The 14,905-nt window shown below is 71.5% G+C and carries 14 protein-coding genes and 2 pseudogenes; 7 read left to right on the top strand and 9 right to left on the bottom strand.

The window, feature by feature from the left end:
• Window positions 1-92 precede the first annotated feature (92 nt).
• The 6 genes from narI to ACIBAG_RS18680 form a co-directional block, all read right to left on the bottom strand.
• The gene (gene narI / locus ACIBAG_RS18655) at window positions 93-815 is read right to left on the bottom strand and encodes a respiratory nitrate reductase subunit gamma (RefSeq protein WP_399106353.1); all 723 of its coding nucleotides are present in this window, start codon (window positions 813-815) and stop codon (window positions 93-95) included.
• Window positions 812-1,306 (bottom strand): nitrate reductase molybdenum cofactor assembly chaperone, encoded by a 495-nt coding sequence (narJ, locus tag ACIBAG_RS18660; protein ID WP_399106355.1) that lies wholly within the window; start codon window positions 1,304-1,306, stop codon window positions 812-814. The genes narI and narJ overlap by 4 nt, the downstream gene beginning before the upstream one ends.
• On the bottom strand, window positions 1,306-2,952 hold the full coding sequence (gene narH / locus ACIBAG_RS18665) for a nitrate reductase subunit beta (RefSeq protein WP_399106357.1): 1,647 nt from the start codon (window positions 2,950-2,952) through the stop codon (window positions 1,306-1,308). Before narH ends, narJ begins: the two co-directional genes overlap by 1 nt.
• Window positions 2,952-6,644, bottom strand: coding sequence for a nitrate reductase subunit alpha (locus ACIBAG_RS18670; RefSeq protein WP_399106359.1), 3,693 nt, complete (start codon window positions 6,642-6,644; stop codon window positions 2,952-2,954). Before ACIBAG_RS18670 ends, narH begins: the two co-directional genes overlap by 1 nt.
• A 103-nt stretch (window positions 6,645-6,747) precedes the next feature.
• Window positions 6,748-7,563 carry an SAM-dependent methyltransferase gene (locus ACIBAG_RS18675; RefSeq protein ID WP_399106361.1) on the bottom strand — a complete coding sequence of 272 codons (816 nt, stop codon included), beginning with the start codon at window positions 7,561-7,563 and terminating at the stop codon, window positions 6,748-6,750.
• 120 nt (window positions 7,564-7,683) lie between these two features.
• Window positions 7,684-8,547 (bottom strand): helix-turn-helix domain-containing protein, encoded by an 864-nt coding sequence (locus ACIBAG_RS18680; protein ID WP_399106363.1) that lies wholly within the window; start codon window positions 8,545-8,547, stop codon window positions 7,684-7,686.
• Between the two features lie 224 nt (window positions 8,548-8,771).
• Here ACIBAG_RS18680 and ACIBAG_RS18685 point away from each other — a divergent pair, with 224 nt between their 5' ends.
• On the top strand, window positions 8,772-8,990 hold the full coding sequence (locus ACIBAG_RS18685; protein WP_399106365.1) for a hypothetical protein: 219 nt from the start codon (window positions 8,772-8,774) through the stop codon (window positions 8,988-8,990).
• A gap of 201 nt (window positions 8,991-9,191) precedes the next feature.
• Window positions 9,192-9,617, top strand: coding sequence for a hypothetical protein (locus ACIBAG_RS18690; protein ID WP_399106367.1), 426 nt, complete (start codon window positions 9,192-9,194; stop codon window positions 9,615-9,617).
• Here ACIBAG_RS18690 and ACIBAG_RS18695 read toward each other — a convergent pair.
• On the bottom strand, window positions 9,599-10,432 hold the full coding sequence (locus ACIBAG_RS18695; protein WP_399106369.1) for a helix-turn-helix domain-containing protein: 834 nt from the start codon (window positions 10,430-10,432) through the stop codon (window positions 9,599-9,601). The two genes, ACIBAG_RS18690 and ACIBAG_RS18695, sit on opposite strands and share 19 nt — an antisense overlap.
• A gap of 41 nt (window positions 10,433-10,473) precedes the next feature.
• Between ACIBAG_RS18695 and ACIBAG_RS18700 the strand changes: the two are divergent.
• From ACIBAG_RS18700 to ACIBAG_RS18710, 3 genes and pseudogenes are all read left to right on the top strand, one after another.
• Window positions 10,474-11,519: pseudogene (locus ACIBAG_RS18700) on the top strand (ADP-ribosylglycohydrolase family protein).
• Between the two features lie 98 nt (window positions 11,520-11,617).
• The gene (locus tag ACIBAG_RS18705) at window positions 11,618-11,920 is read left to right on the top strand and encodes a 4a-hydroxytetrahydrobiopterin dehydratase (RefSeq protein WP_399106371.1); all 303 of its coding nucleotides are present in this window, start codon (window positions 11,618-11,620) and stop codon (window positions 11,918-11,920) included.
• A 5-nt stretch (window positions 11,921-11,925) separates the two neighbouring features.
• Entirely contained in the window at window positions 11,926-12,669 is a 744-nt protein-coding gene (locus tag ACIBAG_RS18710; protein WP_399106373.1) for a class I SAM-dependent methyltransferase, read from the top strand.
• Here the strand turns inward: ACIBAG_RS18710 and ACIBAG_RS18715 are convergent.
• Both ACIBAG_RS18715 and ACIBAG_RS18720 read right to left on the bottom strand, forming a co-directional pair.
• Window positions 12,638-13,114 carry a hypothetical protein gene (locus ACIBAG_RS18715; RefSeq protein ID WP_399106375.1) on the bottom strand — a complete coding sequence of 159 codons (477 nt, stop codon included), beginning with the start codon at window positions 13,112-13,114 and terminating at the stop codon, window positions 12,638-12,640. The genes ACIBAG_RS18710 and ACIBAG_RS18715 overlap by 32 nt on opposite strands.
• Window positions 13,111-13,590 carry a hypothetical protein gene (locus ACIBAG_RS18720; RefSeq protein WP_399106377.1) on the bottom strand — a complete coding sequence of 160 codons (480 nt, stop codon included), beginning with the start codon at window positions 13,588-13,590 and terminating at the stop codon, window positions 13,111-13,113. The genes ACIBAG_RS18715 and ACIBAG_RS18720 overlap by 4 nt, the downstream gene beginning before the upstream one ends.
• 39 nt (window positions 13,591-13,629) lie before the next feature.
• On the opposite strand from ACIBAG_RS18720, the gene ACIBAG_RS18725 reads away from it, so the two are divergent.
• Window positions 13,630-14,598, top strand: a complete 969-nt coding sequence (locus ACIBAG_RS18725; RefSeq protein WP_399106379.1) for a helix-turn-helix transcriptional regulator — start codon at window positions 13,630-13,632, stop codon at window positions 14,596-14,598.
• A gap of 57 nt (window positions 14,599-14,655) precedes the next feature.
• Window positions 14,656-14,889, top strand: a pseudogene (locus ACIBAG_RS18730) (rhamnogalacturonan lyase); the annotation flags it as partial.
• Window positions 14,890-14,905 lie beyond the last annotated feature (16 nt).

Genomic DNA, 14,905 nt, shown 5'->3' on the forward strand with positions numbered 1-14,905 from the left:
AGCCCTCGTACTGGTTGTACGTGGGCTTTCGCCCGGTGCGGCGAGAGTGCGTGCCAGGCGTCGCGGGGCAGGCGGGACTTTGCGGACACGACCTAGGACCCGGCCTTCTCCCAGCCCCGCCGCTCCGGCCGCGGCCCCAGCTGTTCGAGGTCGCGGCTGCGGTACACCACGTACGGCCGGAACAGATACTGCACGGGCGCGCTGAACATGTGCCCCAGCCGGGTGTACGGCACGAGCGCGATCAGCACCATGCCGATCACCGCGTGGATCCCGTACAGCACCGGCACGCCCGCCATCAGGTCGATGTCGGGTCGCAGGGTGAACAGGCTGCGGGCCCAGGGAGCGATCGACCGGCGGTAGTCGTAGCCGTCGCCGGAGGTGTGGGCCAGCTTGGCGGCCATGCCCATCACGATCGCCGCGAGCAGGACGACGTACATGATCTTGTCGTTGACGGTCGTCGCGCGGAACACCGGGGCGTTGGTGCGGCGACGGTAGACCAGCAGCGCGATTCCGGCGACCGTGAGCAGCCCCGCCGCCGTACCGCCGTAGAGGGAGAACAGGTGGTAGGTGTGCTCGCTCACGCCGACCGCGTCCGTCCACGACTCGGGCACGAAGAGGCCGACGACATGGCCGGCCAGCACGAACAGGATGCCGTAGTGGAAGGCGGGCGAGGCAATGTTGAGGAGTCTCGACTCGTGGACCTGCGACGAGCGCGTGGTCCAGCCGAACCTGTCGTAGCGGTGGCGCCAGAAGAGACCGACGACGAGCAGGGCGAACGTGACGTACGGCAGGACGCCCCAGAGCAGTGTGGTCATGAGCGCACCCCCGGGTGTGCGGTCGGCAGCGTGACGCATACGGCGTCCAGGACGGACGCGTAAGGAGTTCCGAAGTCGGTGAGCCGGGAGCGCAGTCGCTCCAGGGTGTCCCGGTGTTCCAGCAGCAGGTCGGTGTTGCCGGTGCGGGCCGCGAACTCCAGGACCGCGGGCAGGAAGTCGGGCAGCTCGTCGCCGGTGAACTCCAGGCCGTGCGCGCGGTAGAGCTCCTTGAAGCGGACCAGCGACATCCCGCGCCGCCGGGTGTCCCCGTCGTGCCACCAGCTCAGGTACAGGCTGTGGCGGTCCTCGAAGTCGAAGACCTCGACGTAGTGCGCGGCCAGCTCACGCGGGGGTGTGACCGCGGCGTGGTCGGTGAACGCCCTCAGCTGCGGGGCGGCTTCGCGCAGGAGCGGCAGGCGCGCGCGGAAGTCGTCGTCCGGGTAGGTCAGGCAGAGCGCGGCCGCCTGGTAGAGCACCTCGAAGGACGGCATCACGCCTCCTCGGCGTCGGATGTGTGGGTCACGGCGGCCGGGTCGCCGTCGTCGGCGGGCTGCCGTCCGCGCAGGATGTGGAAGTTCTCCACCGGCACCAGCGGCAGCAGCTTGCGGCCCGAGTCCTGCCCGAAGGGGCCGTCGTGGCCGAAGGGGCCGTCCCCGCCCATCCCGGGCCCGCCGTCGAAGTCGAGGCTGCACCCCTGCGGCAGCGCCGACTCCTCAAGGCGCCGGGCGTCGCCGATGGCGGCCGTCGGAATCACATACCGGTCCTCGTACTTGGCGATCGCCAGCAGCCGGTACATCTGCTCGATCTCGTAGGTGCCCATGCCGACGGCGGCCGGCACCGAGGGGTCCGGCTCCTCCCCGAGGTTGAGCGCCCGCATGTGGGAGCGCATCGCCGCGAGCTTCTCCAGCGCTGACCGGACCGGGCCGAGGTCGCCTGCCGTGAACAGCTCCGCCAGGTACTCCAGCGGAATGCGCAGGCTGTCGATGGCGCCGAACAGGTTCCCCGCGTCCTCACCGTCGTGGCCGGTCTCCGTCAGCGCGTCCACCACCGGGGAGAGCGGCGGGATGTACCAGACCATCGGCATCGTCCGGTACTCCGGATGCAGCGGCAGCGCCACCCGGTACCTGCTGATCAGCGCCTGCACGGGGGAGCGGCGGGCCGCCTCCAGCCAGTCGTACGGGATTCCCGCCTCCTCGCAGGCCACCCGCACCCGGGAGTCCTCGGGGTCCAGGAAGACGTCCAACTGCGCCTCGTACAGCGCTCGTTCGTCCCGCACGGAGGCGGCCGCCGCCACCTTGTCGGCGTCGTACAGCATCACCCCGAGGTAGCGCAGCCGCCCCACGCACGTCTCCGAGCAGACCGTCGGCAGTCCGACCTCGATCCGCGGATAGCACATCGTGCACTTCTCGGCCTTGCCGGTGTGATGGTTGAAGTACACCTTCTTGTACGGGCATCCCGTCACGCACATCCGCCAGCCCCGGCACCGGTCCTGGTCGACGAGGACGATGCCGTCCTCCGCCCGCTTGTACATCGCCCCGGACGGGCAGGAGGCCACGCAGGACGGGTTGAGGCAGTGCTCGCAGATGCGCGGCAGATAGAACATGAAGGACTGCTCGAACTCGAACCGCACCTTGTCCGAGGCCTGCTGGCGAGCACGCTCGACCATCGGGTCCGAGTCACCGTGGGCGGGGGCACCGGCGAGGTTGTCGTCCCAGTTCGCCGACCACTCGATCTTCATCGGTTTGCCGTCGAGCTGCGATATCGGCTCCGCGACCGGGAAGTCGTCACCGAGGGGTGCGTCGGTGAGGTTCTTGTAGTCGTACGTCCAGGGCTCGTAGTAGTCCTTGATCTGCGGGAGTTCGGGGTTGGAGAAGATCCCGGCGAGCTTGCGCAGCCGCCCGCCCGCCTTCAGCTTCAGCGCGCCGCGCCGGTTGAGCTCCCAGCCGCCGCGCCACCGCTCCTGGTCCTCGTAGCGGCGCGGATAGCCCTGGCCTGGGCGGGTCTCGACGTTGTTGAACCAGACGTACTCCATGCCGCGCCGGTTGGTCCACGCCTGCTTGCAGGTGACCGAGCAGGTGTGGCAGCCGATGCACTTGTCGAGGTTCATCACCATCGCGATCTGGGCCATCGGACGCATCAGTACTCGACCTCCTGGCTGCGGCGGCGGATCACCGTGACCTCGTCGCGCTGGTTGCCCGTCGGGCCCAGGTAGTTGAACGCCCAGGACAACTGGGCGTAGCCGCCGACGAGATGGGACGGCTTGAGGATCAGCCGGGTCAGCGAGTTGTGGATGCCGCCGCGCCGGCCGGTGGTCTCCGCCTTGGGGACGGCGACCGTGCGTTCCTGCGCGTGGTGCAGGTAGACCGTGCCCTGCGGCATACGGTGCGAGACGACGGCCCGGGCGACGACCACGCCGTTGCGGTTGACCGCCTCCACCCAGTCGTTGTCGACCACGCCGATCACATCCGCGTCCTGCGGGGACATCCAGATGTTCTGGCCGCCTCGGGAGAGGGCCAGCATGAACAGGTTGTCCTGGTACTCGGAGTGGATGGACCACTTGTTGTGCGGGGTGAGGCAACGGACCGTCACCTCCCGCTGCCCGTCCGGTCCGAGGCGCGGTTCGCCGAAGAGCTTGTGCATGTCCAGCGGCGGCCGGTAGACGGGGAGTGCCTCGCCCAGCTCATGGATCCAGTCGTGGTCCAGGAAGAAGTGCTGACGGCCGGTGAGGGTGTGCCAGGGCTTGAGGTGCTCGGTGTTGAGGGTGAAGGCGGTGTAGCGCCGCCCGCCCGACTCGCTGCCCGACCACTCCGGCGAGGTGATCACCGGCACGGGTGCGGCCTGCGTGTCCGCGTACGTGATCCGCTTGCCCTCGTGCTCGGCCGCCAGGTGCGCCATCTCCTGCCCGGTGCGGGCCTGAAGCGTGCGGAAGCCCTGGGTGGCGAGGCGCCCGTTGGTGGTTCCGGAGAGGGCGAGGATGGTGTTCGCCGCCTTCACGGCCGTGTCGAGGCAGGGCCGGCCGTCGGGCGTCACGCCGTTCAGATGCCGAAGATCCTCGACCTCCTCCTCGGGCCTCAGGGTGATGCCCTTGGCGGGCAGCCCGAGTTCCTCCACCAGCGGCCCGAGCGAGGCGAACCGGGCGCCGATCGCCGTGTAGTCCCGCTCCACGACGGTCAGGTTCGGCATGGTCCTGCCGGGCACCGGATCGCACTGCCCGCGCCTCCAGTCCAGTACGACGCCGCCCGGCTGGGCCGTCTCGTCCGGGGTGTCGTGCTGGAGCGGAGTCGCCACCAGGTCCTTGCGTACGCCGAGGTGGTCGACGGCGAGTTCGCTGAGCCGCTCGGCCAGCGCCTTGAACGTGTCGAAGTCGGTGCGCGCCTGCCACGGCGGATCGACGGCCGGGGTGAAGGAGTGCACGTAGGGGTGCATGTCCGTGCTGGACAGGTCGTGCTTCTCGTACCAGGTCGCGGCGGGCAGCACGACGTCCGACAGCAGCGTGGACGACGTCTGCCGGAAGTCCAGCGACAGCAGCAGGTCGAGCTTGCCCTCGGGGGCTTCCTCGCGCCAGGTCACCTCGCGTGGCCGTACGCCCTCGGGGGCTTCCTCGGCTCGCAGGGACGAGTGCGTGCCCAGCAGATGACGCGTGAAGTACTCGGCGCCCTTCGCCGAAGAGCCCAGCAGGTTGGCCCGCCACAGCGTCAGCACCCGCGGCCAGTTCTCCGGCGCGTCCGGGTCCTCGCAGGCGAACTTCAAGGTGCCCGCGCGCAGTTCGGCCACCACCCGCGCCACCGGATCGCCGAAGGTGTCGCCGAGCTCCAGCGGATTGCGGTCGAAGGTCGGGTACGACGGCATCCACCCGAGACGCGCCGACAGCGCGAGGCAGTCCGCGCCCGTCATCCCCCGGAACCGCCCCGCACCGAGCGGCGAGGCGAGCACGTCGGCCGTGAAGCGGTCGTAACGCCACTGGTCGGTGTTGAGGAACCAGTACGCCGTGCCGATCATCTGGCGCGACGGCCGCGACCAGTCCGACGCGGCCGCCAGCGTCGCCCAGCCGGTCACCGGACGGCACTTCTCCTGACCCACGTAGTGCGCCCAGCCGCCGCCGTTGCGGCCCTGGCAGCCGGTGAGCTGGAGCAGGGCGAGGAAGGCGCGGTAGATCGTCTCGGAGTGGAACCAGTGGTTGGTGCCGGCGCCCATCAGGATCATGCAGCGGCCCTTCGACCGCTCCGCCGTCCGCGCGAACTCCCGGGCGATCCGTACGCACTTGGCCGCCGGGACGGAGGTGTGCGCCTCCTGCCAGGCCGGCGTGCCGGGCGCGTCGGCGTCGTCGTACGACACCGGCCAGCGGCCCGGCAGCCCCGGACGTGCCACCCCGTACTGCGCGAGCAGCAGATCGAAGACCGTCGTCACCAGCGGCCCGCGCGCACCGCCCAGTTTCGTCGCCGGCACACCCCGCCGTACGACGTCCCCGCGCCCCTGCCCGTGCGCCCCGCCCTCGGTGTCGAAGCGCGGCAGCAGTACCTCGACACCGGCGGCGACCTCACTGCCGTACAGGCTCAACCGGGGGCGTATGTCGCCGAGTTCGAGATTCCAGCGGCCCTTGCCCGACTCGGTCCAGCGAAAGCCCAGCGAGCCGTTCGGGGCGACCGCGCGTCCCGAGGCCTCGTCCAGCACGACCGTCTTCCACCGGGCGGCCTCGCCCTGCTGCCCCAGGTCCGAGGCGCGCAGGAACTTCGCGGGGACATGGGCGCCGTCCCGCTCCTCCAGAGTGACCAGGAAGGGCAGGTCCGTGAACTGCCGTACGTAGTCGGCGAAGAACGGTGTCTCACGGTCGACGAAGAACTCCTTGAGGATGACGTGCCCCATCGCCAGGGCCAGCGCGCCGTCCGTGCCGGGGTGCGGGTGGAGCCACTCGTCGGCGAACTTGGCGTTGTCGGCGTGGTCGGGGGCGACGACCACCACCTTCTGGCCCCGGTAGCGTGCCTCCGCCATCCCGTGCGCGTCGGGCGTGCGGGTCACCGGGACGTTCGAGCCCCACATCATCAGATACGCCGCGTCCCACCAGTCGCCCGACTCCGGCACGTCGGTCTGGTCGCCGAAGACCTGCGGGGAGGCCACGGGCAGGTCGGCGTACCAGTCGTAGAACGACAGCATCGGGGCGCCGATCAGGGAGTGGAAGCGGGCGCCCGCCGCGTGCGACACCATCGACATCGCCGGGATGGGCGAGAAACCGGCGATGCGGTCGGGGCCGTACGTCTTGATGGTGTGGACATGGGCCGCCGCGACCAGCTCGACCGCCTCGTCCCAACTCGCCCGCACCAGACCGCCCTTGCCGCGCGCCCGCTGGTAGCGCCGGCGCCGCTCGGGGTCGTCCTGGATGTCCGCCCAGGCCAGGACGGGGTCGCGCAGACGGTCCTTCGCCTCCCGGTACATGTCCAGCAGGACGCCGCGGACGTACGGGTGGCGGACCCGGGTGGGGGAGTAGGTGTACCAGGAGAAGGCCGCGCCGCGCGGGCAGCCGCGGGGCTCGTACTCGGGGCGGTCGGGGCCGACCGACGGGTAGTCCGTCGCCTGCGACTCCCAGGTGATGATGCCGTCCTTGACGTACACCTTCCAGCGGCACGAGCCCGTGCAGTTCACGCCGTGGGTGGAGTTCACGACCTTGTCGTGGCTCCAGCGGTCCCGGTGGAAGACGTCCGCGTCCCGCCCGCCGGTCAGCTCGACGCTGTGCAGATCGGGCGCGGGCGTACCCGGCCGGAAGAACCTCCCGGCCTTGAGCAGCGCCGCGCCCGGCTCGGCGGGCGGGGCGGGCGGTATCTCCGTGTCGGTCACAGGCGCTCCCTAGGCTTGCCCTGACCACGAACCTAGGGCGGCGCGCGGGAGCGCACCCGTTCACGGCGCCCGTACGGGTCACCTCGGCACCGACCCGTACGGGTCAGGGCTTGCGGGCGACCCCCGCGTACACCGGCACGATGCCCTCCGCCTGGGCTGCCACGTCCACCTGCTCCGGGCGCCAGCCGTAGACGGGGATGACGCCGGGGCCGAGCAGTTCGAGGCCGTCGAAGAAGCGGGAGAACCCGGCCAGCGAGCGGGGGTGGAAGGGCGTGCCGCTGCGCCGGAACTGGTTCGCCGCGTTCTCGATGGCCTCCGGGCTGAGATCCGCGGTGACCTGGGAAAGGATCAGATAGCTGCCCGGGGCGAGCGCGGCGACGTACTTCTTCAGCAGGCCGTACACGTCGTCGCCGTCGGGGTCGTCGCCCAGGTAGTGGGTCAGCGCGACCAGCGACAGCGCGACGGGTTCGGAGAGGTCCAGGGACTCGGCGGCCCGGCCCAGCAGGGTGTCGATGTCACGGACGTCGGCGTGCACGTAGGTGGTGCTGCCCTCGGCGGATCCGTGCAGCAGCGCCTCGGCGTGCCGCAGCACGATCGGGTCGTTGTCCGCGTACACGACCTTGGACTCGGGGGCGACGCCCTGCGCGACCTGGTGCAGGTTGGGCTCGGTGGGGATGCCCGTGCCGATGTCGAGGAACTGGCGGATCCCGGCCTCGGCGACCGTGCGGACGGCCCGGTGCATGAACCGGCGGTTGGCGCGCGCCCCGCGCAGGACCGTGCCGTCCACGGCGAGGATCCGCCGGGCCAGCTCCTCGTCCACCGGGTAGTTGTCCTTGCCGCCCAGCCACCAGTCGTAGACGCGGGCCGGGTGCGGCCGGCTGGTGTCGACGCGGGTGGGCGCGGCCTCGGATCCGGTCATGCGGTGCGTTCTCCTCGGGGCTCGTGGGGCTTGGTCGGGGCTCGACACGGTCGGGCCGGGGCTCGTCCGCCGTCGTGGACAGGTCGTCCCCGGTGGCCGGGAAGGTTGCCGCACACCGGATCAGAAACCGTCGCGGTGCTCCCGCAGGATCTTCTTGGTGCGCTCGGCCGAAGCGGCGGCCGTCGACATGTGGTCCAGCACCTCCAGGTGCGCGGCGACCTCCTTGCGGGAGTCCAGATACAGGGCGCCGGTGAGGTACTCGGTGTAGACCATGTCGGGCAGCTCCGGCTCGGCGAAGCGGAACAGGGAGAAGGGGGCGTACGTGCCCGGGTGCGGTCCGGAGGCGAACTCGGCGATCTGGAGGGTGACCCGGTCGCGCTCGGCGAGTTCCAGCAGTTTGTCCAACTGGTCGCGCATCACCTGGCCGTGGCCGCTCACCGGGCGCCGCAGTACCGTTTCGTCCATGATCACCCACAGGTGGGGCGGGTCGGGGCGTTCCAGCAGGCGCTGCCGTTCCATGCGCAGGGACACATGCCGCTCGATGGTCTCCGGCCCCGTCTGCCCGATCGTCCCGGCCTCCATCACGGCACGCGCGTAGTCCTCGGTCTGCAGCAGACCGGGCACGAAGTGCGGCTCGTAGGAGCGGATGATGCGGGCGGCGCCCTCCAGGCTCACATACAGGCTGAACCAGTCCGGCAGCACGTCGTGGAACCGCTGCCACCAACCCGGCTGGTTGGCCTCCTCGGCGAGGGCGACGAAGGCGGCCGCCTCGTTCTCCGGGACGCCGTACGTCTCCAGCAGCACCTGCACATACGGGATCTTCAGCGCGACTTCGGCCGTCTCCATACGGCGCACGGTCGCCGCAGCGACCCGCAGCACGCGTGCGGCCTCGTCGCGCCCCAGTCCGGCCGCTTCCCGCAGCTCCTGCAGACGCTTTCCGAGCACCACCTGGCCCACGGTGGGAGCGGGCCGCCGCTCACTCACGCCACGCCTCCCCTACGCGCCGAAAGTACGGGGTGCAGTGTGCCATGTGCCGGGAGTGGGCACACGGGGGCGGCGTTAAGGACCTGTTACGCGGTTCCGTGGGGGTGGTCGCCGCGCAGCCGCTCAGGCTCTGTCGCCCGGGCCGGGGTGGCTGCCAGGCTGGCGAGAAGTCTGAGGCGCTCTTCGCAGGTGCTGCCCGGTTCGGCCGTGTAGAGGGTCAGGTCGTGAACGGCCCGGTGGGACAGGGGCAGGTCCAGAACATCCGCCTCGCCGGAGGCCCCGCCGCCGTGCGCGCCTGCATCGAGGAACTGATGCCCGACATCCTCGACGGCAGGATCGAACCCGGGAAGGTCTTCGACGCCACCACCGACCTCGACGGCGTCCCGGCCGGCTACCAGGACATGGCCGACCGCAAGACCCTCAAGGTCCTCGTCAACCCCTGACGCCACTACGCGGGTCCGTCACCCTCAGTGATCACGCCGGGTGTGGCAGGTCGGGGTTCAGAGCCTGGCCATTACCCGGCAGGTAATCGACTGCCCCTCCCGTCCACGAGACCGTGGAGGCACCGGATCCCGGGCCGGCGCACTCCGTCCCGGGAGCCGGGTCCGCCATCGCAACCCGACCTCGACGGAGGGTGATTCACCATGTCCGCCACCGCTCTCGGCGCGCTCGCCCGGACCTCCGACCCGCACACCGTGCTGCGCCGCTTCCTGGCCCTGGACGCGGTGGTGACCGGTGCCAACGGGCTCGCCTATCTCGTCGTGTCCGGCCCGCTGGGCCGCCTCCTCGGCGTCGACTCGGGCCTGCTGCTCGTGCTCGGCGCGTTCCTCACGGCGTACGCGGCCGGCGTCGGTCTGCTCGCCTCCCGGGCCCGCCCCGCCGCGCTGCCGGTGCGTGCCGTCATCGAGGCCAACCTCGCCTGGGCCATGCTGAGTCTGGTCGCCCTCGCGGTGTGGCTGTCGCCGACCGCGGCCGGCGCCGTGTGGACCGTGCTGCAGGCGCTCACCGTCGCCGGGTTCGCCGGGCTGCAGTACGCCGCGCTGAAGTCCCGTCAGGGCATCAGGGACTGAAGGTACTTGACCGTCGCGGGGTCGGCCGGCAGGAGCGTCTCGATGGCCAGCTCGGCGACGGTCACGTCCATGGGCGTGTTGAACGTGGAGATGGAGGAGATGAAGGACAGCACGCGGCCCCCGTGCTCGATCCGCATCGGCAGCGCGAAGTAGGGGACGGGTTCGGCAGGTTCCCCGGCGCCGGGCGGCTCCTCCGGTACCGGATACGCGGCCACCTCCTCGTACAGCGCGCGCAGCGGTTCGGAGCGGCGCAGCGCGATCTGGCGGTCCATCTGGGCGAGCAGATGCCCGCGCCACTCGCGCAGGTTGCGGATGCGCGGCGCGAGGCCCTCCGGGTGCAGGGTCAGGCGCATCGCGTTGAGCGGGGGTTCGAGGAGGTGCTCGGGGAGGTCGTCCAGGAGCATCAGGACGCCCCGGTTGGCCGCGTGCACGTTGTACAGGGCGTCCACCACGAGCGCCGGATACGGCTCGTAGCCCTGGATGAGCTGCTCCATGCCCGCGCGCAGCGCGTCCAGCGCCGGATCGTCCAGCGGGGTCTCCGGGTAGCGGGGGGCGTAGCCGGCGGCCAGCAGCAGCGCGTTGCGCTCCCGCACCGGCACGTCCAGGTGCTCGGCCAGCCGCAGCACCATCTCCTCGCTGGGGCGGGAACGGCCCGTCTCGATGAAGCTGATGTGCCGCGCCGAGGAGTCCGCCCGCAGCGCCAACTCCAGCTGGCTGACCCGCCGTTGCTCGCGCCAGGCCCGCAGCAGGGGGCCGATGCCCTGGTCGGCGGGGGTGGCGGCAGGCAGGGCGGCGCCCGGCGGGACAATGGTCATGATGACGACCGTAGTCGAGGAGCGCGTGAAGTGAACGAGCCGTGGATGTCGTCCTTCGCGGCCGAGGCCGTGTACCGCGCCCGGGTGCGCGGCGCGGCATCACGGGGCTCCTCTTCGCCGGCGACAGCGAGGTGGCCCGGATCAGTGACGACACGCAGATGACGCTCTTCACCGCCGAGGCGCTCATCCAGGCCCACCGCCGGGAGCGGCTCAAGGGCATCGGCGGTGGCTGGGCCCTCCTGGTGCGCTGGGCATACGAGCGCTGGCTGGAGACACAGCGCCACCCGGGCCCGGAGCACGCCGCACCGCCCAACAGCGGCGCTCCCGCGGGCGGACTCATCACGCAGCCCTGGCTGTACTCCCCCAGAGGGGGGCACCCCCAGCCGCGCCCCCGGCAACGCCTGCGTGTCCGGGATCGCGCAGATGTACGCCCCCGATCCGCAGCTCGCCCTCGACGGCAGACCCGGCGAGGTCAACCCCGACTCCAAGGGCTGCGGAGCGGTGATGCGCTCGGCGCCCTTCGGCCTGGTGAACTCCGCCGACGCCGCGTTCGCCATGGCCGCCCGCGCCGCCCAGATCACCCACGGTCACCCGACCGGTTACTACGCGGCGGGCGCGATGGCCGCGATCGTGGCGCACCTCGTCGCCGGTGACTCCCTGCAGGGCGCGGTCCTGCGCACACTGCGGCTGCTGCGACGCCACCCCGGGCACGAAGAGACCTCGGCCGCGCTCACCGAGGCCGTCGACCTCGCCGAACCGGGCTCGCCCACCGCGGAGAAGGTCGAGTCCCTGGGGGAGGGCTGGGTCGCCGAGCAGGCGCTCGCCATCGGCGTGTACTGCGCGCTCGTCACCCCCGGTGTGCGCGACGCCCTGCTGCTGGCCGTCAACCACTCGGGTGACAGCGACTCCACCGGCTCCGTCTGCGGCAACCTGCTGGGCGCCCTCCCCCACTCTCGGCTTCGCTCGAGCGGGAGGTGCCCCCATCGGCGACCACGGCCTTCCGCACGAGTGGCTGGAACGCGTCGAGGGCCGGGCTCCGATCGCCGCGCTCGCCGACGACCTGGCGGCCGAAGGCGTGCGGCGCTGAGCATCGGGGAACCCGTCTGACCAGGGCCGCCGCACTCCGGCTGTGGCAGGCTGAGGACGAAACCTCCCGTAACCCTCCGTGCAGGAAGGAGCGAGGCCATGCCCCTCGAACCGCTGTCGCAGAAGGAGATCGAGGACCGGCTCGCGGAGCTGCCGGGCTGGTCGCTGGAGGGCGACCGCATCGCCCGCTCCTACCGGCTGCCCTCGCACTTCGCGGCCACGGCGATGGTCGTGCACATCGCGCAGGTCCAGGAGGAGCTCGACCACCACTCCGACCTCACCCTCGGCTACAACACGGTCTCCCTCACCGTGAACACCCACACCGTGGGCGCCGTGACCGAGCGGGACTTCGCGCTCGCGACCAGGATCGAGGAACTCGCCCCTGGTCACGGGGCACACTGACGCGCGTGCTGGACTACGACAAGGAAGCGGAGCGGTACGACGCCTCGCGCGGCGGCGAGCCCAGGGCGGCGGCCGCCGCGGAGGCGTTGCTGGGCCTCCTGCCCGACGGGACCCGGCGCCTGCTCGACGTCGCCTGCGGCACCGGCATCGTGACGCGACGGCTCGCGGCAGGACGGGACGGCCTGTGCGTGACCGGCGTCGACCTCGCCCTCGCCATGGCCCGCCAGGCCGCCGCCCGCCTGCCCGGCGCCGTCGTGCTCGCCGACAGCCGCCGGCTGCCGTTCCCGGCCGGCCGGTTCGACGCCGTCAGCACCGTGTGGCTGCTGCACCTGGCCCGCACGGACGACGACGTGCGGACCACCGTCGGCGAGTGCGCGCGCGTGCTGCGGCCCGGCGGGGTCTACGTCACCACCGTCGACAAGGCCGCCGCCCACAACGTGGGCAGTGACATCGACGCCGTCATGGCCTCCCGCCCGCGCCGCCCGGCCCTGGACCAGGCGGCGTGCGTCGAGTCGTACGCCCTGGAACACGGCCTGGTCCCGGCGGGGCAGACCAGTTTCACGGGCCGCGGTCAGGGCCGCAGCCCCCGGCGCACGATCGCGGACCTGCGCCGGGGCTGGTTCGTCACCCTGCCGCCCGGTGACCCGCGCGCCGACGGGTTCGCCGCCCGGCTGGCGCGGCTCCCGGACCAGGACCGCCCCCGCCCGGACCCGGTGTTCACGCTCCGGGCGTTCCGGAAGCCCGGGTGAACTCCATGACCCAGTTGGGCACCCAGGTCTCCCCGCCGTCCACGGAGAACGCCTGCTCCCAGCGGGCGGAGCCGGCCGTGATGCCCGACCAGACGAACCGCACGCGTACGTCCTTGCCGTCGTGGGTGTCCTCGCCGTAGAACTCCCCGCGGTCCCCGTCGAAGTGCCCGGTCACCGGCGGGAACAGCTTGCCGCTGCGGCTGGAGGACCAGTTCAGCGACCACTGCTCGGTCTCGCGGTCGAACAACCGCAGCGTCAGCCCCTTCGAGCCCAGGTGCGGCATGTCGATCTCGTCGATGTTGGCGGCCCCGTCGAACAGGGGCCGGCAGCGGCTGGTCGACGGGAACTCCTCCCAGGCGCTGTCCGGGTCGAGGAAGTCGGTGCTGCGGCGGTGGACGACGTCCCACTCGCCGTGGAAGAAGTCGAAGTCGTGCGGGCTGCTCATGTGCGGTCTCCGGTGGTTCCTGCGGACAGGGAATCGGCCAAGTAGGCATCGAGGTCCGGGACTTCGGGCGTGAGCAGGTGCCGCACCCATGCGTCCCGTTCGTGCTGGATCGGCGGGAGTTCCCAGACGCAGCCGATCCACGGCAGGTCGGGCGTGACGAAATGCGTCGGGTCGTTGTCCGGGCAGCCCAGCACCGGCTGGCCCGCCGCCGCGCCCTTGAAATGCAGGACGTTGTCCCACACCCAGCTGTAGGCGTTCAGATAGGCGCCGTCGTCCCCGCCCCGGTGCAGCACGACGAACGTCGCCGGGGGCGTGCCGTCCGGCTCCGGCAGCAGTTCCGGCAGGATCGCGTACGCAGCCTTCTCGACCTCGGGCGCGATGCCCGCCGGGTCGGCGGTGACGTGGTAGCGCTTGATGTGCCGCCCGGACACCTCGATCGGCGGCGGAACGGTCAGCAGTTTCTCGGTGAAGCTCATGGCAGGACGCTAGGACCGCTTCCCTGACATCCTGTGTCAGTGAAGTCCAGTCGACTCGTCTCGATCCTGCTCCTCCTCCAGACCCGGGGCCGGATGACCGCCGCCCAGCTCGCCGAGGAGCTGGAGGTCTCCGTGCGCACCGTCTACCGGGACGTGGAGGCGCTGAGCTCGGCCGGGGTGCCGTTGTACGGCGACGCCGGTCACGCCGGGGGCTATCGCCTGCTGGACGGCTACCGCACCCGCCTCACGGGGCTGACCGCCGACGAGGCCGAGGCGCTGTTCCTCGCGGGAGTCCCGGGCCCCGCCGCCGAACTGGGCCTCGGGTCGGTGCTCGCCGCCGCCCAGCTCAAGGTCCGCGCCGCCCTCCCTGCGGAGCTGCGCGCCCACGCCGACCGGATCAGCGGCCGGTTCCACCTGGACGCCCCCGGCTGGTACGCGGACGGCGAGCAGGCCCCGCATCTTGCGGCGGTCGCCGACGCGGTGTGGAACTGCCGTGTGCTGCACGTCGTCTACCGGCGCTGGCGCGAACCCACCGACGTGGAGCGCCGCCTGGAACCGTACGGTCTGGTCCTCAAGGCGGGCCGCTGGTACGTCGTCGCCGGCCCCGGGCCGCGCACCTTCCGCGTCGACCAGATCCTCGAACTCGTCACGGCGCGCGAGGAGTTCACCCGCCCGGAGGCCTTCGACCTGGCGGCCTACTGGACGGCGTACCAGCGGGACTTCCACGACCGCCTGTACCGCGGGGAGGCGGTGGTGCGGCTGGCGCCGGGAGCCGCGCTCTCCGGGCCGCTCGCCCGTGCCGTCGCCGCGAACGGCCGCACCGGCGACGACGGCTGGATCCGGGCCACGGTCCCCATCGAATCCGTCGACCACGCGCACGGCGATTTCCTGCGGCTGGGCACGGACATCGAGGTGCTTCAGCCCTCGGAACTGCGCGAGCGGATCGCCCGTACGGCCGCCGAACTGGCCGAAAGATACGGCAACTTCGCGGCGCGCGGCGACCACTGAGGATTCGGAATCCGTCCGTCCTCCCAGGAGGTTGAACGGCGCCGCCACATCCCCCACGTCCTCGGCGACTGGCGCGAGGAGGTCATCTGGCCGACGTCGAACAACACGGCGCTACGGATCTACTCCACGCCGCACGAAACGACCACGAAGACCACGACCCTTCTGCACGACACCATGTACCGCACGGCCCTGGCCTGGCAAAACACGGCGTGCAACCAGCCCCCGCACCCGAGCTTCTTCATCGGCAACGGGATGGCCACGGCGCCGCGGCCGACGGTCTCCACGTCGTGAGTGACCGAGGGTGGCT

This window comes from Streptomyces sp. NPDC051243, assembly GCF_044455405.1.
Classification (GTDB): domain Bacteria; phylum Actinomycetota; class Actinomycetes; order Streptomycetales; family Streptomycetaceae; genus Streptomyces.